We start from the raw sequence: 25,801 nt of genomic DNA, 5'->3' as shown, positions 1-25,801 counted from the left end.
AGAGAATGAAATACATATATGCTATAGTATTGGCGACTGTCTCGATATTCAGTTGCACTGAACAGCAAGGCCCTCGTCACGATTGGGAAGACGAATCAATCACAGAGATCAATAAACTACCTGCCAGATCAGACTATTTTCCATATGAAACTTTGGACCTGGCTCAGGCCAAAAACAAAGATGGATCTGAACGATATATGTCTCTTGATGGAAAATGGAAGTTCAATTGGGTTCGTAAGCCAGCGGACCGTCCAAGCGATTTTTACGATTTAAAGTTTAGTGATAGTGGATGGAAATTAATCGACGTACCGGGTAATTGGGAGCGGCTGGGGTATGGCGTGCCCCACTACCTGGACGTTGATTATCCATTTGCGGCCAACCCTCCATACATACCCAATGATTACAATCCTGTAGGATCTTATCGCAAGACCTTTGATTTGCCCACTACTTGGAGCGGCTCATCTGTTATTATTCACTTCGGAGCAGTGCGCTCAGCATTCTATCTCTGGATTAACGGCGAAAAGGTAGGCTACAGTCAAGGGTCAAAACTACCTGCTGAATTTGATATTACGTCATTGGTCAAGCCTGGTAAAAACCTGGTGGCCATAGAAGTCTACCGATGGAGCGATGGGAGCTACCTTGAGGATCAGGACATGTGGCGCTTGAGTGGAATAGACCGTTTCGTATTCGTTTATGCACAACCCAAACTTCATATAGCAGACCACACCATCGTGGCCGGATTGGATGAGAACTACGAACATGGTACGCTCAATATTGAGACCGTAATTTCCGGAGCTTCAGCGATTGGTTCATTGGAAGTATCCCTAATGGCCAAAGACGAGACGATTTGGCAAGGAACTCAGCCTATTGAGTCCCAACTCCAAAAACGAAACACTAACACTCAAATCTTAAATTTTGAATCTCAAATCTTAAACCCCGCTAAGTGGTCTGCCGAAACACCGAACCTTTACCAATTGAACCTTGAGCTAAAGGACAGTCTTGGGAATACCGTTGAGGCCTATGCTCAAAAGGTTGGGTTCCGTACAGCCGAAGTTAAAAACGGCAATTTCCAAATCAATGGTCAGGTAGTCACCATAAAAGGTGTAAACCGCCACGAACATGATCCGGTAAATGGCCACGTCATAGATGAAGCCTCTATGATTAGAGATATTGAGCTGATGAAGCAATTCAACATCAATGCAGTACGAGCCAGTCATTATCCAAATGCTACGCAATGGTATGAATTATGTGACCAATATGGACTTTATGTAGTAGACGAGGCCAACATCGAATCTCATGGTATGGAGATTGGAAACCCCGAAGTGACGCTGGCCAACAATCCGACCTGGGAAAAAGCTCATTTAGATCGGGTCAGACGTATGTATGAGCGCGACAAAAATTTCACCAGCATAGTGACATGGTCTCTAGGCAATGAGGCAGGTTTTGGTGTGAATTTTCAGGCCACATACGATTGGTTGAAAGCGCAGGATGCCAGCCGCCCTGTCCAATACGAAATGGGACAGAATACAAATTATTCTGACATTCAGGCACCTATGTACCACTCAATTGATCGCATAGTCGAATATGCCGAGAAGCACGAAAACAAACCACTGATCCTTTGTGAGTACGCCCACGCCATGGGAAATAGTGTAGGCAACCTACAGGACTATTGGGATGCAATAGAAAGTCACAAAGAGTTACAAGGCGGTTTTATCTGGGATTGGGTCGATCAGGGACTATTGGAGACTACCGAAAATGGAGAAGAGTATTTTGCTTATGGTGGCGACTATCCCCACGCTCCGGTAAAGAGCGATTCTAACTTTTGCATCAATGGTTTGGTCCAAGCCAATAGAAAAATCAACCCACACATCTGGGAAGTAAAAAAAGTATATCAATACGTGAAAGTGACCCAGCGAAATGCCAATCAGGGTAAAGTGACCATTCATAACAAATATGATTTCATAAACTTGAATCGATTCGATTTTGAATGGGAAGTAAAAAGCGAAGGTCAATTAATTGCCTCAGGTTCATTGCCAACAATTAACATCAAACCGCATGAATTCAAGGATATTGATATTCCTAACTTCATATTCAGAAAGGAACCCAACAAGGAGTATTTTCTGACAGTTTCTGTCAAGACAAAGCAAGAAAGAAACTTGGTTCCAGCCGGGCATGAAATCGCTTGGGATCAGTTTGTACTGGAAGTGGACAGAGCGGCACAAGTAAAGCCAATGGTAGTTCATGGCGCATTGGTTTTGGAGAGTGACAATCTTCATTATCGAGTCGGGAATGGCAATAATGAAGTTCTTTTTTCAAAAGAGACAGGAAGGATCGCCTCCTGGCGAGTAGGAAAAAACAATTTATTGAAAAGTGGACCTATTCCAGATTTTTGGCGAGCTCCAAATGACAATGATCTTGGAAATGGAATGCCCGAGCGAAACGGTATGTGGCATTTTGCCGGGGCCAATCAGAAGCTGTTAGAGCTTAAAATTGTTAAAGAAGAAGGGACGCAGATCATTATTGAAGCACTATATGCTTTGCCCGATGCCAACGATTCTCAGTTTACAACACGCTATACCCTGACAGGTGACGGAGCGATCCATATCAGCAATACCTTTATACCAAATGGAGATTTACCCAAATTGCCTCGGTTGGGCATGTGCATGGAACTGAACGCCGCGTACGACAACTTTGAATGGTTTGGGAAAGGCCCTCAAGAGACTTATTGGGATAAAAATACTGGAGCTAAGATTGATAAATATGCAGGATCTGTTTGGGATCAGTATCATCCGTACGTTCGCCCGCAAGAATTTGGCAACAAATCTGAAATCCGATGGGCATCGCTAACAGACAGTAATGGAATGGGAATTCGAATAGACGGGGATTCGCTGCTCAATGTGAGAGCAATGAATCTTAAATTGAAAGATATAGATCACACCCCGCGGCCAAGCCCAAACCGGCACACCACAGATGTGAAAAAGCGTGATTTAATTACGGTAAACATTGACCACTTACAAATGGGAGTAGGAGGAGACACGAGCTGGGGCCGACGTGTACACGAAAAATACACGATTCCGGCAAAAAAATATACCTACGGATTTAAACTCACTCCTATCACTGGCAGAAACAGCCACCCTCAACCGAATGGAATATCGGCATTAGGTCAAAAATGATGGAACAATAAGCCGAGCCAACTAGAATCAAAATGCAAGAGCACGACATAAGGGAGGTAATAAAGCAATATGACCTAGGGAAGATTCAGAAGATTGAATCTTTGACTCAAGGTTATGCCAATGAAAATTTTTTAGTAGAAACCGATAAACAAAACGTACTCTATCGGATATGCAAGCAACAACCATTGCATTTAATTGAGTATGAAGTACGTCTGATGGGTGCGTTGAGAGTGGCCGAATTCAGGACAGCATTTCCAATTGCGGATAAGAATGGACATTTTATTCAAGCCAAAGGGACCGATCATGTCATGCTTTACGATTTTGTGCAGGGCGAAGAACCAAAGCTAACTGTCGAAGTGGCATATCAGATCGGAGTAGAGGTGGGTAAACTCAGTTTGACAACCTTGACTCCCTCCTTAGAAAAAAAGAATGCCATTCACATTGACGGTTGCCATCAGCTTACCTCAGAATTCATACGTTGCAAAAATCAAATGTTGGATATTTTCGGCTACTTCAAGGAGCAGACCGACTATCTAGCCCGCAGATTCGATGATTCATTGCCGCGTGGTATTGTTCATGGTGATATTTTCCCAAACAATACCATCTTTAACGGCGGGGAACTACGGGCAATTATTGATTTCGAAGAAGCGTGCAGCGATCAATTGATGTTCGACGTAGGCATGACCATCAACGGCTTTTGCTTTGTCAATAATCACCTCCAATCCACCTTGCTGGAAGCTTTCCTGGAAGGCTACAACTCTCAAAGAAAGATGACGGACGCTGAGTGGAAAGCCCTACCGATCTATATGCAATGGGGGAGCCATGGTATGCTGAGTTGGCACCTGAAAAATGAACTTATCAATGTACATAATCAGGTGCAATACGAACGAGTTTTTGAATTGATGCAACGCACACAATGGATGCGATCAAATGAAAATCAAATTTTGGAATTGGCTAGTCAATGGATGAATCAAAAAAGCATGAAACCGACCTGCTAAGAATTTAACGACGTCATAAAAGTATCGGTCCTCTGATGCAGATGACGGTGATGGAGGTTCCTGCTTCGATCCAGATCAGCCAGGTGCACTGATCCCTGGGGGAACCGCTGATCGATAAAAGACAAACTAAAACAGATGAAACTACAAAATAATACTTATCACATTCAAAACATTCCTGTTGAGAATCTTGCTAAAGAATTTGGGACACCACTCTACGTGTATGATACTGAAGTTATCAAAGAGCATTTGGATCGCTTCAGAGAGGGATTCAGCAGTGTCGATTTGAGAGTGAAGTATGCATGCAAGGCGCTTACCAATATGAGTGTCATGAAATTTCTTTTGAAGCAGGGTACAGGCTTGGATACGGTCTCACTACCTGAAATTCAGATGGGACTAACGGTCGGCTTTCAGCCCAATGATATAGTGTTTACTCCAAACTGTGTTGATTTTTCGGAGATTGAACAGGCGGTGGAAATGGGCGTAAAAATCAACATAGAAAACCTCTCTAATCTTGAGAAGTTTGGACAAAAATATAATGGGAGCGTTCCAGTATGTATAAGACTCAATCCGCAGATCGCAGCTCAAGCCAATAGTGAGAAAGTCGATTGGTGGCACAAACAATCAAAGTTTGGAATTTCGTTGGACCAGATAGATGATATAAAGGCTCTGGAAAAGAAGTATGATTTGACTATTGATGGTATTCATATTCATTCTAGTTCGGTAATCATGAGCCCGGAGATTTTCATCAGTGGTGCAAAAGCGGTCTTCAACATTGCCATGCGATTTGAAAAACTAGCATTCATCGATTTCGGAGGTGGAATTAAGGTAGATGTAGGAGACGGTAACGAAGTAATCGATGTAATAGAGCTTGGTAAGCAATTGGACCAGGAGTTTTCAGTTTTCTGCGAAAAATACGGCCGCAAACTGGAACTTTGGTTTGAACCTGGAAGATATCTGGTAGGCAATGCCGGCTATCTGATTACAACATGTGTGGTGAGAAAGAGAAACGGAGGTACTGAATTTTTAGGAGTAGACAGTGGTTTTAATCAGCTCATCAGGCCCATGATGTACGGTGCTTATCATGAGATACATAATGCTTCGAATGCCAACGGAGCGCTAAAAAAATACACAGTAGTAGGTAATATCTGTGAAATTGACAACTTCGCCATCGACAGGATGTTGCCAGAAACTAAAGAGGGGGACATTGTCATCTTTAAGAGTGCTGGTGCCTACGGATACAGCATGGCCTCCACCTACAATTCAAGATTCAGACCTCCAGAGGTAATGGTAGAAGGAGGGCAGGCGCGCCTTGTACGCAGACGGGACAACTATGAAGACTTGGTAAAAAATCAAATCTTGGTAGGTTGATTTATTTGTGCTGTAATCAATGTTATAAACGTATAAAGTACATTTAATAAAAATGATATATATTGCTATAGAATGTAGTTTGGGTCCAGGGGTTTCTTTCGGTTTGGCAGACACAATTTTGTTCACAATTTTGAAATAAGCTCATTTTTAGTGAGTTTAGCCATTCCCCCCAAAACGATTGAAATAAATCTCCCCCCATTTTGAAATATATCTAATCCCATTGCCGGGGTGAATTGGCAAATATTGCATTGTGTTTAAAGTTGTAAAACATAAAATTGGAAAATTTGATGCTGTGCGCCTAATTAATGATCATACTGGGGAATATTTAGAAGTGCTCACCGAATTTGGTGCAGGGCTCAATGACCTGGTTATCAAAAACGCCAATGATCAACTGGTTTCTGTTATAGATGGATATCGCTCCGGGAAAGAAATCATCAACGATCATCATTCAGCATTCAAAGGTTCAAAGTTATCTCCGTTTCCGAATCGAGTTACTGAAGGTCGATATGTATTTGAGGGCACTACCTATCAGTTGCCGATCAACGAAGTAGACGCCAACAACAATCTGCACGCTTTTTTGCACTGTAGACCTTTTGAACTGGTAGAAGAGTCAGCTGGCGAATATGAATCTTCAGTTAGGCTTGTTTACAAGTATAAGGGTACGGATCAAGGCTATCCCTTTTCATATTGTCTTACACTGATTTACAAGTTTCGTGAAGATGGAGCAGAAATGCAGACCGCAATTACCAATACGAGCGCATCTAATATTCCGATAGGAGATGGCTGGCATCCCTATTTTAGGTTCGATAATGTGAATGCTGTGAAAATGCAAATGAGTGGTGCAGAACGAATAACCTCAAACTTCGATAACGAGTTATTGGCGAGGCACGGATTTGAAGAGGAAAGGACTATAGAAGAGCTCCAACTTGATGATTGTTTTGAGATAAACGGAAGCGACCAATTTTCTGTAAAACTTAAGGATTCAACAAATGAAATAGAAGTGTGGCAGGAGAGTGAAGATAAAAAGTACAAGTATGTACAAATATTTACACCGCCCGGCCGAAATTCCATTGCTGTTGAACCGGTCACCTGTGCACCCAACGCCTTCAATACTGGGCAAGGATTAATTAGATTAAAACCAAACGAAAAGGTGTCGATGAGTTTTGGCATCAGAAACTTACTACTAAATAAATAATATGAATTTTTCGACCTTAGATTTTATCATTTTCGCTGCTTATTGCGCAGTTATTTTGGGTGTGGGCTTATTCGTGTCCAGGGACAAAAAAGGCCATGAAAAGAATGCCGAAGATTACTTCTTGGCGGGAAAGTCACTGCCTTGGTGGGCCATCGGAGCTTCACTGATTGCCGCCAACATCTCTGCAGAGCAATTTATTGGCATGTCAGGTTCAGGATTTGCGCTGGGATTGGCTATTGCCTCCTACGAATGGATGGCAGCCATTACACTGATCATCGTCGGAAAGTACTTTCTTCCAATTTTTATTGAAAAGGGACTATATACAATTCCGGAATTCGTCGAAAAGAGATTTAGCACCAATTTGAAAACTATACTTGCAGTTTTTTGGATAGCCCTGTATGTTTTTGTGAATCTAAGCTCTGTATTGTATCTGGGTTCGTTGGCTCTTGAAACAATCATGGGTATCCCAATGATGTATGGCGTGATTGGTCTGGGGTTATTTGCCGCTGCTTATTCACTTTATGGTGGATTATCCGCTGTAGCCTGGACAGACGTTATTCAAGTGGTATTTCTTGTGCTGGGTGGGTTGGTAACAACCTATCTCGCCCTAAACGTAGTATCAGATGGCCAGGGAGTGATTGCCGGATTTAATCAACTGATTGCTGCAGCACCGGATAGTTTCCATATGATATTAGATGAATCCAATCCGGAATTTAAGAACCTTCCAGGCATATGGGTATTGGTCGGTGGAATGTGGGTAGCCAACATCTATTACTGGGGATTCAATCAGTACATCATTCAAAGAACTTTGGCCGCCAAGTCACTTGAAGAGTCTCAAAAAGGTATTGCCCTGGCTGCTGGCTTGAAGTTAATTATACCTTTCATTGTAGTTATCCCGGGCATCGCCGCCTATGTCATGGTAAATGACCCTGAAATCATGGCTCGTTTAGGTGAAGCTGCACAAATGAACCTACCTGGGGAGGGAGCTTCAGACAAAGCATATCCATGGTTATTACAACTATTGCCTACCGGGTTAAAAGGAGTAGCATTTGCAGCTTTGGCCGCAGCGGTAGTCTCTTCACTGGCTTCCATGCTGAACTCCACTTCCACCATCTTCACAATGGACATCTATAAGCAGTATATCAACAAAAACGCGAGCGAAAAACAATTGGTATCTACTGGTCGATTGGCGGCTGGAGCTGCATTGGTTGTGGCTTGTGTCATGGCACCGCTATTGGGTGGAATAGATCAGGCTTTCCAGTTTATTCAGGAATATACAGGCATCGTTAGTCCTGGTATTTTGGCAGTATTCATTCTTGGTCTATTCTGGAAAAAGACGACTAACAAGGCCGCTATATGGGGAGCGATTCTTTCTGTGCCGATTGCTATCGGCCTCAAAATGGTTCCTGGAATTCCATTTATGAATCAGATGGGATTGACAGCTTTGGGAACTATGATTGTAATTGCAGTCATAAGCCAGGTATCTGGTGGAGGAACTGATGATCCGAAAGGGATTGAATTGCACAAGGGCCTATTCAAAACCAGTCCAACGTTCAACATATCCGCTTTTGCTATTTGTATCATCACGGCAGTGTTGTACGCCTTGTTCTGGTAGACCATCTCATTAAGATAATTTGATAACCTCTTAGACTTGGTTCTAAGAGGTTTTTTTATGTCCAGCAAAACAGATTATGCTGAATACTTTTTTTTCAACTTTACAAGCCATGTTCACCAATAGCATCAACTCTTACGAGCTGAATTCGTATCTTTCCATTGGACTGTTAACTCAATCAGATGATCGTAAAGCTTGCCTCAGGTCCACTGAAAACTAAATATGGAGACTTTCAGGAAGTCCTCTATTACGATGGCCAAACAGAGTCATTGGCACTTATCAGTGGTGATATCAATAATCAGGAGGATATCATGTGTCGTATCCATTCGGCCTGTGTCTTTGGGCACTATTTCAACAGCATAGAATGTGATTGTCAGGAGCAGATGAATATTTCTCAGGAGCTCATTCAAAGAGAAGGCAAAGGAATCATCATCTTGCTCAATCAGGAAGGCAAAGGCAACGGGCATTTTGCTTTGCTCAATAGTGTGAAATATAAGAAAGAAGGTATGAAACAGGCCGATGCCTATGAAGCAGCAGGCTTTAGGAAAGACAACCGCGATTTTAGTGCAGCAGCAAAAATCCTGAAAGACATAGGAGTAAGATCAATCAGAATACTTACTAATAACCCTGACAAGGTCGATACACTGGCTCAACATGGCATTGAAATCACAGGCATCAAAGAAATCATCCTTTAACTTCAAATTACGAAATAATGGACATAGAAAGAATGTTGCATCGAGTTGGGCGTGTCATTGGAAAGGGCAGGGTCTTCAAGCTCATGTTCAATATATTTCCAGGCTTCAGGCGGACAGGAGCTAAAATGATTAAGGCCAGTGATGATTTTCACTATGCCAAAATCAAATTACCACTGAATTATAAAACCAGAAATTATGTAGGTACTATTTATGGCGGGTCTATGTATAGCTGTGCTGACGGAATATATATGGTTCAATTGATTAATATTCTGGGTAAGGACTACGTTGTTTGGGATAAGTCAGCTTCCATCCGGTTTAGACGACCTGGCAACACCACGTTATTTGCAGAGTTCATCATCTCCAAAGAATTTATCATAAAGATAAAAGAAGAAATAAGCGAGTTAAAGGAGAAGGACTATACTTTAAAGGTTGAGCTGATGGATGAGAAGGGAGTGGTCTATGCGGAGGTAGAGAAGGTGCTCTATATAGCATCGAAAGAGCACTACAAGGAAAAAAGGAAGGTAAGACTAGCCCTTCAAAAGGACTAAGATTTTAAGATGAGATTGGCTAACTTGGCTAGAACTAACTTAGAAAACATGGAAAATGCAAATCAGAACCCATTCAACAAGTCTGAGCTGACCACCATACTAGTAGTTTCGGATGTTCAAAAATCCAAAGTGTTTTATCAGAAGGTACTAGGCTCAGAATTATTCAGAGAATATGGAGGAGACTCTGTTGTGCTGAAATTTTTGGGACATTGGATACTGTTGGTATCATCGGGCGAGCCAACAGCAGATAAACCGGACATCCGATTCGAGCCTCCAGCTCAACCAAATAAAGTAGGGCACGCCTACACTATTCGTGTTGAGGATTGTCAACATTCCTATGAAATTCTTAAGGCTAGAGGAGCAGAGTTTATCACCCCACCATACGACTGGGGGGCAGAAATTAGATGTTTCTTTCAAGACCCTGACGGGCATCTGTTCGAAATCAGTGAATATAGAGGGTAGCACAAACCAAATCTGTATTTGAAGAGCTGATTATTTCAGATTTCTTGCTTCTTTATTTCCTGTGAGCAAAACTATCTCATCACTTGTTGTTCTTTACCCTATTGGCATACCCATTGCTTCGCAAGCACATCTATTTACCGGTAAGGTGATTCCCATAAGTAAATTAAATATTGATCTAAGGCGTGGAATTTTTTTCACTGGTGCATTTATTCATAAACATAAATAAATACAATATGTGGAAAACCTTGCCTTTATACATGAAAATTTTTATTGGTCTCGTCTTGGGTATCTTTTGGACTTTTGCTTCGAGCGTGCTCGGCCTGAATGGCTTTACGATCAATTGGATAGACCCATTTGGAACCATTTTTATCAGGTTGTTGAAATTTATTGCGGTACCGTTGGTGCTTTTTTCAATAATCAATGGAGTGGCCGGTTTGAGCGATATATCTAAACTCAAGCGTCTGGGTTTTAAGACCCTGGGTATTTACATGGTTACCACCGTACTTGCTATCTCCATTGGCCTGGGAATGGTCAATATACTGAAACCGGGTAAACGGATTGAGAAAGAGCAGCGCATAGAAAATCGCATAAGTTATGAAGTGTGGTTGATGGATAATCATATGGCAGCCACGGCAGATGGTAGATCTTATTTGAAAGATACCGCGTTCAGCAAGTATCATGATATTTCCATGGCGCGATTGGAGGCCAATACTGCGGATCAAATGTTGAGTGAAAAAATCAGCCTGGCTAATGCAAAAAAGAATCAAAGCCCTCTTCAGTTTATTGTGGACATGGTGCCTGAAAACATTATTTTGTCTATGTCAAATAATCAGTTGATGCTACAACTGATTTTCTTTGCCATTTTTTTTGGAATTTGTGTGGCCATTGCACCTGAAAACAGCGCTGCTGGCATAACCGACTTTATTTCAGCAATGAATGAAATATTCCTCATCATGGTTCATGCCGTCATGAAGGCCGCTCCTTTATTCGTTTTTGCTCTGGTTGCAGGTACAGTCGCAAAAATGGCCGATACACCAGGAGAAATTATAGAAATTTTTATTGGTCTCGGCTATTATTCCCTAACTGTCGTGCTGTCGCTTATGATCCTTGCTTTTATTATCTATCCCGGTATATTAAAGTTATTTGTCAAGGGTTCATCTTACAGACGGTTCTTCAAGAACATTAGTCCCGCTCAGTTCCTAGCCTTTTCGACCAGTTCGAGTGCTGCAACTTTGCCTGTCACAATGGAATGTGTAGAAGAAAAAATGGGTGTCCCGAAAAATATCTCCAGCTTTGTTCTTCCCATAGGAGCTACGGTGAATATGGACGGTACCAGTTTATATCAAGCCGTGGCAGTCATATTTTTAGCACAGCTTCATATGATTGACCTAACATTTGCTCAGCAATTGACCATTGTGCTTACCACTACACTCGCTTCTATTGGAACTGCTGCTGTACCATCTGCAGGATTGATTATGCTTATCATAGTACTCCAATCAGTGGGACTCAACCCAGCTTGGATAGCTATCATATTTCCTGTCGATCGGATTCTGGATATGATTAGAACCACCGTCAACGTGACTGGTGACACCATGGTCTGTGCGCTGGTAGCTCATTCTGAAAACCAACTAGATGGTGAAGAAATCAGAATTGAAAGTTCAGTCGAAACGCAAACCCTATCCAATCAGGAGTATTCAGTAACCAAATAATGGTATCCGACTGCCCACAAAGGGTAAGTAAATCGTGTGGATATACTAACTCTCCAAGGGCATTATCTAGAGATAATGTGCAGACTAACCTTGTTGTAACCAGTAAATACAGAGGATAATATTAAGGCCATTGAACTAAGTAGTTCAATGGCCTTATTTTTTTGTCAAAATTACTTCTGCACGTGTGCATGTAGCGTATCGACCACATTATGACTTTCATCTTCTTTAAACCCGACCAACTCAAGCTGTATATTTTTGGATTGGGCATTAATCTTAAAGTCTTCAATTAGCTCCAGTACATCCCAATGTATATCCTGGGTCCTTGTGGCGTCGATAATAACGTGTGAGTTTTCTGGTAGTAGTCCAAATGTTTTTATGAAACCGGCTTTATTTAGAAAGCTCACATCCTCAGAAAGCTCAATTTTAATTGGTTCACCTTCTTTCACTTCTTTTGGATCGAAATGGTAAGGTGTTTTAAAATTATTCCATAGAATAAATACTACCGCTACGATCATACCAACACCGATTCCAGTCAATAGGTCGGTGAAAACTATACCGAGAATAGTAATGATATAAGAATAAAACTGAGAGTGACCAGTCTTATACATCGCTTTAAAAATGGAAGGTTTCACCAATTTATACCCTACGACAAGTAGGACAGCAGCCAGACTAGCCAGTGGAATCAAATTCAGAATATGAGGAATTGCTATAGCACATACAAGCAGCAATACACCATGCGATATTGCTGAAAGTCTGGTTTTACCGCCTGATTGAACGTTCGCGGATGACCGTACAATTACCTGAGTAACTGGCAAACCGCCAATCAGCCCGGACACGGAGTTGCCAATCCCCTGGGCGATTAATTCTCTGTTGGTAGGTGTAATCCTTCTTTCCGGATCCATTTTGTCGGCAGCTTCCACACTCAGTAGGGTTTCAATACTAGCTACTATGGCTATTGTAAGTGCTACCATGTAAGTTTTTTTCTGTGCAAACATGGCAAAATTTGGTGAAGTAAACTGATCGAGGAATTCGCCGATAGAGGCAGTCACCGGGATACTCACCACATGTTCGCCGTGCAATGAAAAATAGGGCATGTTTTCAAAAAGCAAATTGAGCCCAACACCAGCCGCTACTGCGAGTAATGGTCCGTTAAGTATTTTGGTAAAACTGAGTTTTTTCATAAATGGCCGTTCCCACAAGAGAAGAATAGCCAGTCCAACTATACTAATTATCATTGCACCTGGCGTTATATTTTCCCAGGCGTAAAACAATTCAGAAAAGGTGTTGTGGCCATCGGGTTGAATAAACCCCATATCTCCTTCAGGGTCCAAATCATATCCAAAGGCATGAGGAATTTGCTTAAGGATGATAATTACCCCTATTCCAGATAGCATTCCTTTGATCACTGAAGAAGGAAGATAATAAGCAAATACGCCTGTTTTGAAGATGCCAAGAAGGACTTGAAATATCCCTGCAATAACAACAGCAGCAAGAAAATTTTCAAAGCTCCCCATGTCACCGATGGCTGTAAGTACGATCACTGCCAAACCTGCCGCTGGCCCACTAACACCAAGTTGTGAGCGACTAATGGAAGCAACGACAATTCCGCCTACGATTCCGGCAATGATCCCCGAAAATAAGGGCGCTCCTGAAGCCAGCGCGATGCCAAGACATAAGGGTACGGCTACTAAAAATACGACCAAACTCGCCGGTAGATCACTACCGATGTGATCAAAAAGTCCGTGATTTCCTGTTTTTTTCATAATAATATTGATGAACAGACCCAATGGGTCTCTTGAATTAAATAATTGACAAAGCTAGATTTTGAAAACTGCCTTTAGCAGAATACTCTAGTCTGATCAGGAGGGGGAGTAATTACAGGAAGATAGAGCTCTTGGTGTAAAGGACAGCGTTCCGGATGCTTAAGGATATTTTCTTGTCCTGAAGATATTTCAACAGAATTTCGCAAGTCGTGATTGATATTTTCCTTATCCTCTTTACTTTCTTTCTTTTCTTCACTGGATTCCTGCCCATCCATATCTGTCTCTTCAACATTTACGCTCTGGACATCCAGCGAAAAATCAGGAACAACTGCAGAAATTACAAAAGTGATCATCAAAAAAATGATCAGCGATTGGCTCACAAGTGATGTAATTTCCTTTTTGCTCATGTATTTATTTGATCTGTCGATCAATAGTTTTGCTGCTAAGATTCGCTATTTTTTACTTATAAACAAACAAAAAGTTTCATTTGGTAGTGGCATTTGTTAAACGGCAATTTGCTCATGCTTAAAGAAAAGGTAAAGACGACAGAACCTATTTCATATAATCGTGTTGTATTGATGAAAGTGTTGACATATGTATTTTGAATATAAAGAAAGTGAACTGCACGCTCTTTTGCGTTTGACCGATAGTGTAGGTTTGGTAACGGAAGATGCCAATATGAAAAAAGGCCTGATACATATCATTTGGAATCAGAGCCCAGACGAGGTAAGCTTTTTTGTAGATGATTTGCCGATTACACTTTTACCTGATCAAATGACCACGGTGACCTACGTGCATCTGATACACTTCGATACACCCTTACCTGAGCTCACTATTGTGTCATTCAACCGTGAATTTTATTGCATCAACGATCATGACCTTGAGGTGTCTTGTAACGGGATACTGTTCATGGGTTCCAGAGATATACCCATTATTCATCTCAACAAGAGTGAAAAATCAAAAATGGAATCTTTATTGGATGTATTTAAGGATGAATTTGAAACGAAGGATAATATTCAGGGTGAGATGCTTCAAATGCTTTTGAAGCGATTGATTATTAAATGCACACGCTTGGTAAAAGAGCAGGCATTCGGTGAATCCCAGGACAACGAATCCGTAGATATTATCAGGCGATTTAATATCCTCGTTGATGCTAATTACAAATCTTTAAAGCAAGTAGCCGACTATGCAGAATTAATGTTTAAATCGCCGAAGACTCTTTCGAACGTGTTCAATCTTTATGGCAGCAAGTCACCCTTACAAATCATACATGATCGGATAGTTATAGAAGCGCAGCGATTATTGATTAAGACTGAAAGGACAGGCAAGGAAATAGCCTTTGAACTCGGATTCGAAAATGTATCTTCCTTTAATAAGATGTTTAAAAAAGTAACCAGTCAATCCCCAATAGAATTCAGAACCAGTAAAAGACAAAAGGAAAAATTGACAATCATTAAGGAAAAATCGACTCTTACCTGATCCAGCTTTCACGGTTTATATGATTAGAAATAAAATTTCAAATTATATAAAAAATTAAAAATGGAAAGTTTTAAAGTACCAACAAGAGAAGAAGTTTCAGCAGATAATCAAGCGATCTTCGATAATCTCAAAAGTCAAGTCGGGTTTGTTCCAAATCTTTATGCGACCTACACACATTCTGAAAATGGATTAGCCGATTATTTGACGTTGGCCAATAGGAAAACAACCCTCTCAGGTAAAGAAAAGGAAGTGATCAACCTGGTTGTGAGTGAAGTAAATGACTGTACTTATTGCAAGGCTGCCCATACCGCAATTGGTAAAATGAATGGTTTTACCGAAGAGCAAATCTTGGAAATAAGAAGTGGTGAGGCGTCATTTGACCCAAAATTGGATGCACTGGCAAAATATGTCAAAAGTGCTGTAATCAATAGAAGTAAACCTGAGCAAAGCACTATTGAAGCCCTATTTGATGCAGGTTATACAAAAGAGAACCTGGTAGATACTATCATCTTAGTTGGAGATAAAACCATAAGTAACCTTCTCTATGGATCCACAAGTATTCCTGTTGATTTTCCTACTGCTCAAGAGCTGGAGACTGCGGCTGTTTAAAGTAATAGATGTTATATAAATCAAATCCCGAAGGCGATGCTTTCGGGATTTTTTTGTTTGTTTTATTAGCAATAGAATTGACAATACTCAATAATTTGATAGGGCATAAGGCAGGTTTGATGAAAGCGATTACTTTTGAGGCTTTAAGAAAATCTAACGAGATACAAATCAAATCAAACATGGGTTTATTACAAGGAAAAACAGCGTTGGTGACTGGAGCTTCTAAAGGGATTGGCCGAGCCATCGCTATGAAATATGCCGAACAAGGTGCCAATGTAGCTTTTACCTATTTGTCAAGCGTCGAAAAAGGTGAAGCATTAGTGAAAGAATTAGAGGCAAAGGGTGTAAAGGCAAAGGGTTATCGTTCTGATGCGTCAGACTTCTCTGCCGCTGAAGAATTGATCAACAATGTAGTTGCTGATTTTGGTAGCCTGGATGTATTGATCAATAATGCAGGTATAACAAAAGACAACTTACTCATGAGAATGACTGTTGAAATGTGGGATGATGTTATCAATGTCAATCTTAAATCGTGCTTTAATACGGTAAAAGCTGCGACACGTACTTTCATGAAGCAAAAGGCCGGATCGATAATCAATATCACCTCTGTGGTAGGTGTAAAAGGTAATGCAGGGCAAGCTAACTATGCGGCCTCCAAAGCCGGTATTATTGGATTCACAAAATCTGTCGCTTTGGAATTAGGATCAAGAAATATCAGATGCAATGCTGTAGCACCTGGTTTTATCGAAACAGAAATGACTGAGGTCTTGGATGAAAAAACTGTTCAAGGTTGGAGAGACGCCATTCCTATGAAGCGGGGAGGACAACCCGAAGAAGTAGCTGACTGCTGTGTTTTTCTTGGGTCAGATCAATCGACTTATATCTCTGGACAGGTTATTCAGGTGGATGGAGCTATGCTCACTTGATAGAAAAAAGTAATTGAGATCATCACCCGGGTTAATCCGGGTGATCTGTCTGAAAATACATAAATGCATATAAGACAGATATTTGGAGTCAGCCATTTTTCTTTTCCGAGTCCAATCATTATCTTCATTTTTTCGTTACTACACACTCATCACTATCTGATAAATTGCCAGATTTAATTTTTGAACATTCGGCTTGGTTTGTACCGTTCTGCCTGCTACTGGCAGCAGCAATATCCTATCTGGTCTATTCAAAAAAAACTCCTTGGAACGGATTGACTAATTGGTTGCTGACAGTCTTGAGATTCGTTTTGATTTTCGTGCTACTGATTCTATTACTCAATCCTCTTCTGAATCAAATCGTGAGCGAAGTAGAGCGTCCTGCATTCGTGATTGCCGTAGACAATTCTTCTTCGATGATCCAGGGATTAGACTCAATTGAACAGCGAGATCTCCTATCCTCTGTCGGTTTACTAAAGAGTAAATTGGAGTCGAAAAATTACGAAGCAAACATTCACACGCTTGATGCTGATCTTCAAAGTGTAACAGATATCAGGTTCGATCAGAAAACAACCAATCTGGATAAATGGTTGAGAGACTTGCAATCTCGATATGAAGGGAAGAACCTTGAGGGCATCTACTTAATATCCGATGGCAAGTATAATCAAGGAACTTCACCAGCCTATTTTACATACAACCATAAAGTACTTGCACTCGGAGTAGGAGACACCTTACAGAAGAAAGATATTGTATTGCAGAATGTGCTTTATAACAAAATCGCCTATCAAGGTAATAAATTTCCGGTTGTGGTGGAGATTATTAACTACGGGTATCAACAAGAGCAGTCCCATCTGGAAATTAGAAGTAAAGGTAAAGTAGTCACTTCAAAGGCGGTAAAATTCAAAAATGAAGAAGGGTTGACCCGAATTGAGCTGGAAGTTGAAGCGGAGGAAAATGGCATGCAGCAATTGGATGTAAAAGTAGTTGGCATGCCAGATGAGTCTGTAGCAGCGAACAATTACAGAAGAATATTTATTGACGTAATAGATGGAAAGCAAAAAATATTGCTAGTTGCCCCCTCACCTCATCCCGATATTAAGGCGCTTGCCGCAGTAATTGAAAAAAACCAAAATTATGAACTAACGACTTACATACCTGATGTAAACGAACTTAAACCTGATAAGTATGATTTGGTTATTTCACATCAGGCATACAGTAGATATAAGAAAGCAAATGAGGCAGTTCAGGCACAAAGAGATCAAGGAGTGCCCGCATTACTCATTTTCGGTGATAGATCAAATATTCTAATGGCCAGCCGTACTGAAGATCTGTTTACTTTTTCACAAAAGGGTGCAAAGAGAGATATGGTTTTCGGTGCCGTCAACGATGAGTTCTCTCTTTTTTCGATGAGAGAAGATATAAAATTAAATTTCGCCAATTTCCCTCCAGTTAGTGTGCCGTATGGAGAATCAATTTTGCCTCCAAAGGCTGAAGTACTCTTATATCAACGTGTGGGCAGTATCCAAACAAAAAAGCCCCTCTTCTATCTTAATGAGCAAAACGGAGTAAAAATGGCTTTTTTTCTTGCAGAAGGTCTCTGGAAATGGAGAATGCAGGAATTTGCAATCACTGAGTCATCAACATCATTTGACGATATTTTTCTCAAGACGATTCAGTATCTGAGTACTAAAATTGACAAAAGAAAATTTAAATTCTATCCGTCAGATAATATATATTTTGAGAACCAAACTGTACAATTTCATGCGGAGATTTACAATCAAATCTATGAACGAGTTTTTGGAGAGCAGGTACAGGTTACAATAACAAGCAATGAAGAGTTTCTAAAAGAGTACAACTTTACTCCCAGCTCTGCATATTCAAGATTAGAAGTCTCGAACTTGACTCCAGGCCTTTATGACTATCAGGCAAAGGTCACTCTTAATGGGAAGCAGGAGGTCGTTTATGGAAAATTTTCGGTAAAAGAACTTCAGCTGGAAGAGCTAGATCAAGTGGCAGATTTTAATTTGATGAGACAAGTGGCCTACAATACAAATGGGAAATTCTATGATAGTGTTGAAAATTTGATTTCTGATATCGATAATTTTCAATTAAAAGGTGTAATTCATTCTCAAGAAGATATTTTCCCTGTCATACATCTGAGGTGGATTTTATTTGTTCTACTGACTTTTGCATCATTGGAGTGGTTCACTCGAAAATATAATGGCGGGTATTGATCATAACTATTATAATAGAACTCAAAACCAAACTCCAATCAGTATTGGGTTTTCTGATATCAAGGCATTTTTGACTGAGATTACATATTGAGGTATAGGCATGCCCAAGCCAGGCTATGTTTGCTAAATTGGAGTAAATACCGAATCGATATAAACTATGGCATATTTTCAACATAGTAGCACTCCTATTTAGGTGTATATGACATAAGTTGATTATTGTTGTATACAAGGACAAACAAGCCAACTACCTATGAATTTTTTTAAGAGCCTATCGAAGATCAAGACATTACTATGTGCCGGCATTTCCATCACGTTACTATCTGCCTGTGGTTCTAGCTACAAACTGGAATTTATGGTATCCGAAGAGGACGAGGTGGTAATGAGGAAGATTGTGGATCAAATCAATGATCATTCAAAATTTGAAATAGAAATTCAAGTGCAGGATTCATTGACTGAGGTGGATGCCCTACACCAACTGCAAAAGGGCAAATTTGACTTGACTTCCGTAGACAATACACTCGATTTTCATGAATCCAAACGAAAGCTAAGAACCGTGGTTCCATTTTTTCACGAAGTATTAGTTGTGGTTTCCAGGCACGAAATGTCTCAAAAGGAAGTTGATGATCATATCAAAACGGGAGATTATTTGGTATTAGCCAAAGAATCAGACGAATTGGATTTCTTTAAAAAGTTGATCCCAAGTTTCACAGGAGATTCGACAATCAACTACAGATTGGAGAGTCATTTCGACCTGAAAAAAGACCTAGCCGAGAACAACATCTTACTTTTCTTCTCAGCACTTGAGAACTATGAGTTAGGTCAGATGCTTTTTAAAGGAGAGTCCTATGTTTATTCTCTCGACCACGAGGAAACTTTTGGACACGGGTCTTTTATAGAGGGCTTCTGCAAAAGTTATAAAAAAACAACACCTTATGTTCTTTCAAGATATTCTTTTGGTGTGACATTGGAAAAACCGATCTACACATTGGCCGTCCATGAACTTTTGATTGCGCAATCCGATCTTTCTAACAAGGTAGTTTATGACTTGATTCAAACCATCCATCACCACCACATAGTTCCAATTTTCGAATCCTCTAATAGCTACACATTTGAGGTCAACCACCAGGACATTAACCTAAGCTTTCCGTTTCATGAAGGTACGCTGGATTACGTCAATCGAGATAAGCCTTCATTTGTAGAGCGATACTCCGAATTTATGGGGTTTATTCTTTCCTCACTAATCCTGTTGATGGGACTGATTGCTAGTTTGAAAGCGACTATGAATCAACGCAAAAAAGATCGGATGGATGAATACTATCGAGAGCTCATTGAATTAAAAGAAAACATTGGCGATTATAATAATGGCCAGTTGAGAGACCAACTGACCAATATGCAAAACGTAGTGTTCGAATTACTAATACGAGAAAAGCTGAGTGCTAACAATGAATTTCTCATCTTCATGATGCTATGGGATGAAATCCATCATGAAATGATGAGAAGAACCGAAAAACCTGAACCAGTCCAAAGCCTGGAATAACGAATAAATTAAGCGAAGCGAGCAATTAGTCCAAATACTTGGCGTAAAACAACATGCCCAGGTGAATAAAGGTGTGAAACGGAGAACTGTCAAGGCAGAATAAATGGAAGGCATAAAATTCCATAATTGTATTGATGTTCACCCATAGTACACCTTTCTTTTTTCAATTCGCAATTGGCTCCCACTTACTTTGTCTCCTTAACAAAATTAAATACTATGACAAAAGTAAAATTCATTGCTCCAATGGTTCTTGTCCTATTATCGATTGCCGGCGGATGTTCAAAGAGTGAGGGCTCTAAAATGGAAAGTGGCACAACACCGGATGAAAAAGTACTGGGTACGGACTCAAAAACAATCGTGAAATCTGAGACAGCCGAACCAGTTAAAAGCAGTACAGAGACCAAATCAAATAATTCCGGTGCAGGGTCATCAGCTGACATACCATTTCCGAAGGTAGAAATTGACCTCCCAGAGTTGCCATTCGACAAGAGCCTTTTACCACAAGTAATGGCCCTGGATCAAATGCTGATGGACGATGCAGAACTGGAGGCGGTTCACAAAGCCATCTATGCAGAGCTGCGGCATCTGGAAGAAAAGAGCGAAATATCAATGAGTGGAACTTCTGAAGACATTATCAAGGCTGTTTTGGTAATGGTGAATGGCATGAAGGACTTTGAGCAATTTGTACTTCCCATGGCAGAAAAAGCCACTGAAAGCTTCAAATCCAAATATCAGGATGATGCGGACTTCGGAGAACGCTATCGAACTACTTATTATGCAGCTGAAGAAGAAATTAACGGACCTACTGTGGTTAATAGCGAAGACAACTATGTGATTAAGGATAGAGTTAAGCGTAGTGAAGTGTCATCACATTTTAGGAATGGCTATATGTCATCGAGAAGTTCGGAGTTGTCCGCTATGGAGGATTTGTTGAATTATGGGGAAGAGATAAGGCAGAGTATTATTGATCGGGTGGTAAGCAGTGCCAATACTGATTTGATGGTGGCCGATTACAAAAAGGGAAAAGACCTTGTGGATATGCTTAGCTCAACAAAGAATATTTTGAGTTTGGTTAAGACCCTCGATTTGGACAATGAGAAGGTCGCCAGCACATTGGCTGCAGTTGATAATAAAAAGAAAAGCCGGATTGAGGAAGTTAAAAAAGCGTTGGAAGAGTACCGTTTTCCCCAGGCCTACAGTGCAGCAGATGGGCCGTCCGATGGCTCAGACCTTGAAGATCGGATGAAAATGTATTTGGAAAAGAACAGTTATGATGTTAGGAAGATAGTATTGGCCAGCCGCTGGATTCCTGTCCGAAACATTTATGATGTATTGATCTATTATCAGATTGATTTCTATGTAGCGGCCAAATATCCTGATAGTGAGAATAATGTTTTGGACGTACTTTATGTCACTGGTAAAACTGGAGGTGCAGACAAATCTTCATTTGCTACTTACTCCGTTGGTGGCATTGGTCAAATGCTGGAAAGTAATCTTTGAATTAACATATGAGCAAAAAAATAGTCCTGAATTCAAACCCAGGACTATTTATTCTACTAAAATATTGTTTTTATTCTTCTTCCTTCTTCTCTTTCTTGGAAGACTTACTTTTCTTAACCGAAATGGTCAAAACATCATCTTTAACCTTATGATCAGCTACAAGCGTTTCACCCTCGGCCACATCACCTTTCAAAATCTCTTCAGCGATTGGGTCTTCCAAATACTTCTGAATAGCTCTATTCAATGGCCTTGCCCCATATTGGGCATCATAACCTTTTTCAGATAAGAAGTCTTTGGCTTTTTCCGTTAATTCAATGTTATAGCCCAGATCAATAATTCTTTCAAGCAGTTTGTCCAAAGAAATATCAATGATCTTGTGAATATGCTCTCTTTCGAGTGAATTGAAAGTAATTACATCATCCAACCGATTCAAGAATTCCGGACTGAATGTTTTTTTCAATGCACTTTGAATAGTTGATTTCATTACATCGTCCAGATTGTCCTTTTTGGACTTGTTCATAAAACCAATTCCAGCACCAAAATCTTTCAAATCACGAACACCAATGTTCGAAGTCATAATAATAATGGTATTGCGGAAGTCAACTTTTCGTCCAAGGCCATCTGTCAAAATACCATCGTCAAGTACTTGCAGCAAGATATTGAATACATCAGGGTGAGCTTTTTCGATCTCATCCAGAAGTACTACACTATATGGCTTTCTTCTTACCTTTTCGGTAAGCTGGCCACCCTCTTCATAGCCTACATATCCTGGAGGTGCTCCAACCAATCGTGACACAGAGAATTTTTCCATGTATTCACTCATATCGATTCTTACCAGAGCATCATCTTTATCAAACAAATAATGTGAAAGTACTTTGGCCAATTCGGTCTTACCTACGCCAGTTGGACCCAGGAATACAAATGAACCAATTGGTTTTCTAGGGTCTTTTAAGCCGACACGGGTTCTTTGAATAGCCTTTGTTAGCTTTTCTATCACTTCGTCTTGACCAATGATCTTTAGTTTGAGATCATCTTTCATGCCAAGCAATTTGTTACTTTCTTTTTGAGCTACTCGTTTAGCGGGTACGCCTGTCATCATGGCAATAACTTCAGCCACACTGTCCTCATCTACGGTAAATCGCTGAGATTTAGTTTCCTCTTCCCATTTGGCCTTCGCTAATTCCAACTGCTCGATAAGCTTTTTCTCTTTGTCTCGAAGCTGGGCAGCCTCTTCATATTTCTGGCTTTTTACCACCTGATTCTTCTGAACCTTAATATCCTCTATAGATTCCTCAAGACTAACAATTTCATCCGGAACGTAGATATTGTTGATATGTACTCTTGAACCCGCTTCATCCATTACGTCGATGGCCTTGTCAGGCAAAAACCTATCACTAATGTATCTGTCTGAAAGATTTACGCAAGCAGCAATCGCTTCCTCGGTGTAATTTACGTTATGATGACTTTCGTATTTGTCCTTGATATTGTTTAAGATTTGGACGGTTTCATCCACTGTGGTAGCATCTACCATTACAATCTGAAATCTCCGTGCTAAAGCTCCATCTTTTTCAATGTACTGCCTGTACTCATCAAGTGTTGTAGCTCCGATACATTGGATTTCTCCTCTCGCCAGAGCCGGCTTGAACATATTAGATGCATCCAGAGAACCTGAGGCCCCGCCCGCTCCAACAATAGTGTGCAACTCGTCGATGAAGAGAATGACTTCAGGAGATTTCTCAATCTCGTTCATTACCGCCTTCATTCTTTCTTCGAACTGACCTCTGTACTTAGTACCAGCCACAAGTGAGGCCAGATCAAGTGTTACAACTCGCTTGCCAAATAGCACGCGTGATACTTTTTTCTGTATAATTCTAAGTGCTAACCCTTCAGCAATGGCAGTTTTACCAACACCAGGTTCACCAATAAGAATAGGGTTGTTCTTTTTCCTTCTACTAAGAATTTGTGCTACCCGTTCAATCTCTTTATCACGCCCTACGATTGGATCCAAAGCATCTTCTTCGGCCATTTTTGTAAGGTCACGTCCAAAGTTGTCCAAAACCGGTGTCCTCGATTTGTCACCACCTTTTGAAGTTTCTTTGCTTGAAGATGATCCGCCTCCGGCGCCACTTCCTGATCCGAATAACCTTGAAGAATCTTCATCAGGTTCGTCGGTATCCGAAGAACCCATTGGATGTTCGGTCTGGTATTCAAGCAGTTCTTTTACTACATCGTAGGCGACATCAAATTTGTCTAAAATCTGAGTACCTATATTATCTTCATCTCTTAGTATGGAAAGTAGCAAATGCTCAGTGCCGATTAAATGGCTCTTGAATATTTTTGCTTCCAGATAAGTGATTTTTAATACTTTTTCTGATTGACGGGTTAGAGGAATATTCGCCAGGTTTTTGACATTGTTGGTAGCTGATCCTTTTGTGGCCTTTTCTATAGAAGCTCTAAGTTCGTCCAAAGACACACCTAGTTTTTTCAATAAGCTCACTGCTACACCTTCACCTTCTCGGATCATTCCCAATATCAAATGCTCTGTTCCGATATAATCATGACCAAGTCTCAACGCTTCTTCTCTGCTCAGCGAAATGACTTCCTTTACCCTATTTGAAAACTTTGCTTCCATACGCTACTTTGTGTATAGTAAAAATAAATTTTAATCTTCTAAAATCTAAACATTAGACTAAAAACGAAAGAATTAATTGAATCGTTTCTGAACTTTCGATTTTATAAGTATTTGTCTGCATCCGGCCCAACGCAACTGAGCAAATCCAGGATACTAAGGTTAGTAGCAAATTTGCTACCAAATAATTGCTGATACGGGATTGGGGTGAAATACTCTCTACAAATATAATCTGTTTTGGGGTGGATTACCGAACGAACATCCTCCGTTTCGTTGAATGGCCCTTTTTCATAGGTGGATGAGTATTTTATGACGGTGTCAATATTGAGTACTTTAAGACAGAATGTCAGCAGCTCCCTATTGAGGGTCAGCAACGTGTCGTGCCGGGCAAACATTATTTTGTGCAGATACGGCTCGTAATATTCAAAGAATGGAGATTTGTTGTAGGCCGAGATGATAGCACGCCAGTGGTTGTTGAGCCACTTTTGGCCATAGTCGATCTTAATTTCATCCATTGGAGTCTTTTTATTTCCCCCGATCACAGGGATGGCCAATGGCAAAACACGGTCTGAACCTAAAATATAACACCTGTTTCGATAGGTCTGTTTTACGAAATGTTCTTTAGCCTCGATCCATACTTCATCTCTATTTTTGATTAAACTGAAATATTCGAGGCACGGAAAATATTGACTCTCAATTAAAGTTCTCATAAGTATTCTGACAAATCTCCTAACCCTTCTCTTATCAATACGGGTTCATCTTCGGTGCAATCGACCACTGTGCTGGCGGTGACTTCTCCATAACCGCCATCAATTACAAGATCCACTAGGCCGTTGTACTTTTCATAGATTAGCTCTGGATCGGTCGAATACTCGAGTACTTCGTCGTCGTCACGAATGGAAGTAGTAATGATCGGATTCCCAAGATTTTTGACAATCTCTCTGGGAATGTTATTGTCAGGCACTCTGATACCCACTGTTTTTTTAGAAGCATGTAAGAGTTTAGGTACCTTGCTACTTGCATTTAGGATAAATGTAAATGGCCCCGGAAGCGCTTTTTTCATCAGTTTAAAAACCGGATTGGACAGTGATTTAGTGTATTCTGAGATATGGCTCAAATCATAGCATATAAATGAAAAATTGGTCTTGCCTTTTATTTGTTTGAGCCTTTTGACCTTTTCTATAGCCTTAGCGCTAAAAATACTACACCCCATCCCATAAATAGTATCAGTAGGATAAATGATAACCCCACCATTTCTTAGAATTTCGCTGATGCCTTCAATTTTTTGAGGGTCGGGATTCTCCTCGTATAGTTTAATGAATTCTGTATCCATGATTTGAGTGCTAAAATTAAAACAAATGAGTTAA

Annotated in this window: 20 protein-coding genes; 15 read left to right on the top strand and 5 right to left on the bottom strand. The window is 40.5% G+C overall.

What is annotated here, in order from left to right:
- Positions 1–5: 5 nt before the first annotated feature.
- The 9 genes from ABJD64_RS22750 (at position 6) to ABJD64_RS22710 (ending at position 11,760) form a co-directional block, all read left to right on the top strand.
- Entirely contained in the window at positions 6–3,173 is a 3,168-nt protein-coding gene (locus ABJD64_RS22750; protein WP_348195311.1) for a glycoside hydrolase family 2 TIM barrel-domain containing protein, read from the top strand.
- A gap of 32 nt (positions 3,174–3,205) precedes the next feature.
- Positions 3,206–4,171, top strand: a complete 966-nt coding sequence (locus ABJD64_RS22745) for a homoserine kinase (protein WP_348181153.1) — start codon at positions 3,206–3,208, stop codon at positions 4,169–4,171.
- A gap of 135 nt (positions 4,172–4,306) precedes the next feature.
- A complete protein-coding gene (lysA, locus tag ABJD64_RS22740; protein ID WP_348181152.1) occupies positions 4,307–5,539 on the top strand; it encodes a diaminopimelate decarboxylase in 1,233 nt (410 codons plus the stop codon).
- A 292-nt stretch (positions 5,540–5,831) separates the two neighbouring features.
- Complete coding sequence (locus ABJD64_RS22735) at positions 5,832–6,734, top strand: hypothetical protein (RefSeq protein ID WP_348181151.1); 903 nt, start codon at positions 5,832–5,834, stop codon at positions 6,732–6,734.
- Between the two features lies 1 nt (position 6,735).
- Positions 6,736–8,349, top strand: a complete 1,614-nt coding sequence (locus ABJD64_RS22730; protein ID WP_348181150.1) for a sodium/sugar symporter — start codon at positions 6,736–6,738, stop codon at positions 8,347–8,349.
- Between the two features lie 179 nt (positions 8,350–8,528).
- Complete coding sequence (locus ABJD64_RS22725; protein WP_348181149.1) at positions 8,529–9,041, top strand: GTP cyclohydrolase; 513 nt, start codon at positions 8,529–8,531, stop codon at positions 9,039–9,041.
- A gap of 17 nt (positions 9,042–9,058) precedes the next feature.
- On the top strand, positions 9,059–9,589 hold the full coding sequence (locus tag ABJD64_RS22720) for a DUF4442 domain-containing protein (RefSeq protein ID WP_348181148.1): 531 nt from the start codon (positions 9,059–9,061) through the stop codon (positions 9,587–9,589).
- Positions 9,590–9,637: 48 nt separating this feature from the next.
- The gene (locus ABJD64_RS22715) at positions 9,638–10,051 is read left to right on the top strand and encodes a VOC family protein (RefSeq protein ID WP_348181147.1); all 414 of its coding nucleotides are present in this window, start codon (positions 9,638–9,640) and stop codon (positions 10,049–10,051) included.
- Between the two features lie 257 nt (positions 10,052–10,308).
- Positions 10,309–11,760 carry a dicarboxylate/amino acid:cation symporter gene (locus tag ABJD64_RS22710; protein WP_348181146.1) on the top strand — a complete coding sequence of 484 codons (1,452 nt, stop codon included), beginning with the start codon at positions 10,309–10,311 and terminating at the stop codon, positions 11,758–11,760.
- Positions 11,761–11,930: 170 nt separating this feature from the next.
- Here the strand turns inward: ABJD64_RS22710 and ABJD64_RS22705 are convergent, their stop codons facing one another.
- Positions 11,931–13,523, bottom strand: a complete 1,593-nt coding sequence (locus ABJD64_RS22705) for a SulP family inorganic anion transporter (protein WP_348181145.1) — start codon at positions 13,521–13,523, stop codon at positions 11,931–11,933.
- Between the two features lie 74 nt (positions 13,524–13,597).
- Positions 13,598–13,930: a hypothetical protein gene (locus ABJD64_RS22700; RefSeq protein ID WP_348181144.1), complete on the bottom strand. Its 333-nt coding sequence runs from the start codon at positions 13,928–13,930 to the stop codon at positions 13,598–13,600.
- 187 nt (positions 13,931–14,117) lie between these two features.
- Between ABJD64_RS22700 and ABJD64_RS22695 the strand changes: the two genes are divergently transcribed.
- From ABJD64_RS22695 to ABJD64_RS22670, 6 genes are all read left to right on the top strand, one after another.
- Complete coding sequence (locus tag ABJD64_RS22695; protein WP_348181143.1) at positions 14,118–15,002, top strand: helix-turn-helix domain-containing protein; 885 nt, start codon at positions 14,118–14,120, stop codon at positions 15,000–15,002.
- A 60-nt stretch (positions 15,003–15,062) separates the two neighbouring features.
- Entirely contained in the window at positions 15,063–15,611 is a 549-nt protein-coding gene (locus ABJD64_RS22690; RefSeq protein ID WP_348181142.1) for a carboxymuconolactone decarboxylase family protein, read from the top strand.
- A 179-nt stretch (positions 15,612–15,790) separates the two neighbouring features.
- Complete coding sequence (gene fabG / locus ABJD64_RS22685; protein WP_348181476.1) at positions 15,791–16,537, top strand: 3-oxoacyl-[acyl-carrier-protein] reductase; 747 nt, start codon at positions 15,791–15,793, stop codon at positions 16,535–16,537.
- Between the two features lie 164 nt (positions 16,538–16,701).
- On the top strand, positions 16,702–18,768 hold the full coding sequence (locus ABJD64_RS22680; protein ID WP_348181141.1) for a VWA domain-containing protein: 2,067 nt from the start codon (positions 16,702–16,704) through the stop codon (positions 18,766–18,768).
- A 250-nt stretch (positions 18,769–19,018) separates the two neighbouring features.
- Positions 19,019–20,305 (top strand): hypothetical protein, encoded by a 1,287-nt coding sequence (locus ABJD64_RS22675; protein ID WP_348181140.1) that lies wholly within the window; start codon positions 19,019–19,021, stop codon positions 20,303–20,305.
- A gap of 216 nt (positions 20,306–20,521) precedes the next feature.
- Entirely contained in the window at positions 20,522–21,805 is a 1,284-nt protein-coding gene (locus ABJD64_RS22670) for a hypothetical protein (RefSeq protein ID WP_348181139.1), read from the top strand.
- Between the two features lie 70 nt (positions 21,806–21,875).
- On the opposite strand, the gene ABJD64_RS22665 is transcribed toward ABJD64_RS22670, so the two are convergent.
- The 3 genes from ABJD64_RS22665 to ABJD64_RS22655 form a co-directional block, all read right to left on the bottom strand.
- Positions 21,876–24,437, bottom strand: coding sequence for an ATP-dependent Clp protease ATP-binding subunit (locus ABJD64_RS22665; RefSeq protein WP_348181138.1), 2,562 nt, complete (start codon positions 24,435–24,437; stop codon positions 21,876–21,878).
- A 101-nt stretch (positions 24,438–24,538) separates the two neighbouring features.
- The gene (locus tag ABJD64_RS22660; protein WP_348181137.1) at positions 24,539–25,144 is read right to left on the bottom strand and encodes a WbqC family protein; all 606 of its coding nucleotides are present in this window, start codon (positions 25,142–25,144) and stop codon (positions 24,539–24,541) included.
- A complete protein-coding gene (locus ABJD64_RS22655; RefSeq protein WP_348181136.1) occupies positions 25,141–25,767 on the bottom strand; it encodes an L-threonylcarbamoyladenylate synthase in 627 nt (208 codons plus the stop codon). The genes ABJD64_RS22660 and ABJD64_RS22655 overlap by 4 nt, the downstream gene beginning before the upstream one ends.
- Between the last annotated feature and the right edge of the window lie 34 nt (positions 25,768–25,801).

It is taken from the genome of Reichenbachiella sp. (genome assembly GCF_039944555.1).
GTDB lineage: Bacteria > Bacteroidota > Bacteroidia > Cytophagales > Cyclobacteriaceae > Reichenbachiella.
The sequence above is the reverse complement of the archived record's forward strand: the minus strand, read 5'-3'. Positions and strand labels throughout refer to the sequence as shown.

Bases quoted from the DNA above. Each gene is read 5' to 3' on its own strand.
- ABJD64_RS22715 (WP_348181147.1), top strand. From the start codon at position 9,638: ATGGAAAATGCAAATCAGAACCCATTCAACAAGTCTGAGCTGACCACC.
- ABJD64_RS22725 (WP_348181149.1), top strand. From the start codon at position 8,529: ATGATCGTAAAGCTTGCCTCAGGTCCACTGAAAACTAAATATGGAGAC.
- ABJD64_RS22670 (WP_348181139.1), top strand. From the start codon at position 20,522: ATGACAAAAGTAAAATTCATTGCTCCAATGGTTCTTGTCCTATTATCG.
- ABJD64_RS22690 (WP_348181142.1), top strand. From the start codon at position 15,063: ATGGAAAGTTTTAAAGTACCAACAAGAGAAGAAGTTTCAGCAGATAAT.
- lysA (WP_348181152.1), top strand. From the start codon at position 4,307: ATGAAACTACAAAATAATACTTATCACATTCAAAACATTCCTGTTGAG.
- ABJD64_RS22695 (WP_348181143.1), top strand. From the start codon at position 14,118: ATGTATTTTGAATATAAAGAAAGTGAACTGCACGCTCTTTTGCGTTTG.
- ABJD64_RS22730 (WP_348181150.1), top strand. From the start codon at position 6,736: ATGAATTTTTCGACCTTAGATTTTATCATTTTCGCTGCTTATTGCGCA.
- ABJD64_RS22705 (WP_348181145.1), bottom strand. From the start codon at position 13,523: ATGAAAAAAACAGGAAATCACGGACTTTTTGATCACATCGGTAGTGAT.
- ABJD64_RS22675 (WP_348181140.1), top strand. From the start codon at position 19,019: ATGAATTTTTTTAAGAGCCTATCGAAGATCAAGACATTACTATGTGCC.
- ABJD64_RS22700 (WP_348181144.1), bottom strand. From the start codon at position 13,930: ATGAGCAAAAAGGAAATTACATCACTTGTGAGCCAATCGCTGATCATT.
- ABJD64_RS22655 (WP_348181136.1), bottom strand. From the start codon at position 25,767: ATGGATACAGAATTCATTAAACTATACGAGGAGAATCCCGACCCTCAA.
- ABJD64_RS22750 (WP_348195311.1), top strand. From the start codon at position 6: ATGAAATACATATATGCTATAGTATTGGCGACTGTCTCGATATTCAGT.
- ABJD64_RS22745 (WP_348181153.1), top strand. From the start codon at position 3,206: ATGCAAGAGCACGACATAAGGGAGGTAATAAAGCAATATGACCTAGGG.
- ABJD64_RS22660 (WP_348181137.1), bottom strand. From the start codon at position 25,144: ATGAGAACTTTAATTGAGAGTCAATATTTTCCGTGCCTCGAATATTTC.
- ABJD64_RS22720 (WP_348181148.1), top strand. From the start codon at position 9,059: ATGGACATAGAAAGAATGTTGCATCGAGTTGGGCGTGTCATTGGAAAG.
- ABJD64_RS22710 (WP_348181146.1), top strand. From the start codon at position 10,309: ATGAAAATTTTTATTGGTCTCGTCTTGGGTATCTTTTGGACTTTTGCT.
- fabG (WP_348181476.1), top strand. From the start codon at position 15,791: ATGGGTTTATTACAAGGAAAAACAGCGTTGGTGACTGGAGCTTCTAAA.
- ABJD64_RS22665 (WP_348181138.1), bottom strand. From the start codon at position 24,437: ATGGAAGCAAAGTTTTCAAATAGGGTAAAGGAAGTCATTTCGCTGAGC.